This is a genomic window from Pseudoalteromonas aliena (assembly GCF_038155085.1).
Taxonomy (GTDB): domain Bacteria; phylum Pseudomonadota; class Gammaproteobacteria; order Enterobacterales; family Alteromonadaceae; genus Pseudoalteromonas; species Pseudoalteromonas aliena_A.
In genome coordinates this window covers 1-230 of record NZ_JBAKAU010000121.1, presented here as the reverse complement: position 1 = coordinate 230, position 230 = coordinate 1, and the positions used below count along the sequence as shown (strand labels likewise).

1 pseudogene is annotated in these 230 nt (G+C 35.7%); it reads left to right on the top strand.

Features of this window, described 5'->3' with window-relative positions:
- Positions 1–195, top strand: a pseudogene (locus V6260_RS18775) (ribonuclease E/G); the annotation flags it as partial.
- Positions 196–230 lie beyond the last annotated feature (35 nt).

The window sequence follows — 230 nt, the reverse complement described above, 5'->3', positions numbered from 1 at the left end:
TTAAGGCACGACGCCGGATTTTTTAGAAAACTATGTGAAAAAATAATCTCACGTCGTCAAAAAATCAATAATGCTAATATTTTACATGAAGATCTAACTCTAGCGTTTAGAACTTTACGTGATTATGTCGGTGAGGATCTGGAGCGGATCCGGGTTTACTCAAAGCTTACTTATCAAGAGTTGAAAATTTTTACTTAAGAGTTTGTGCCGCTTCTTTCTCAAGTCTTAGA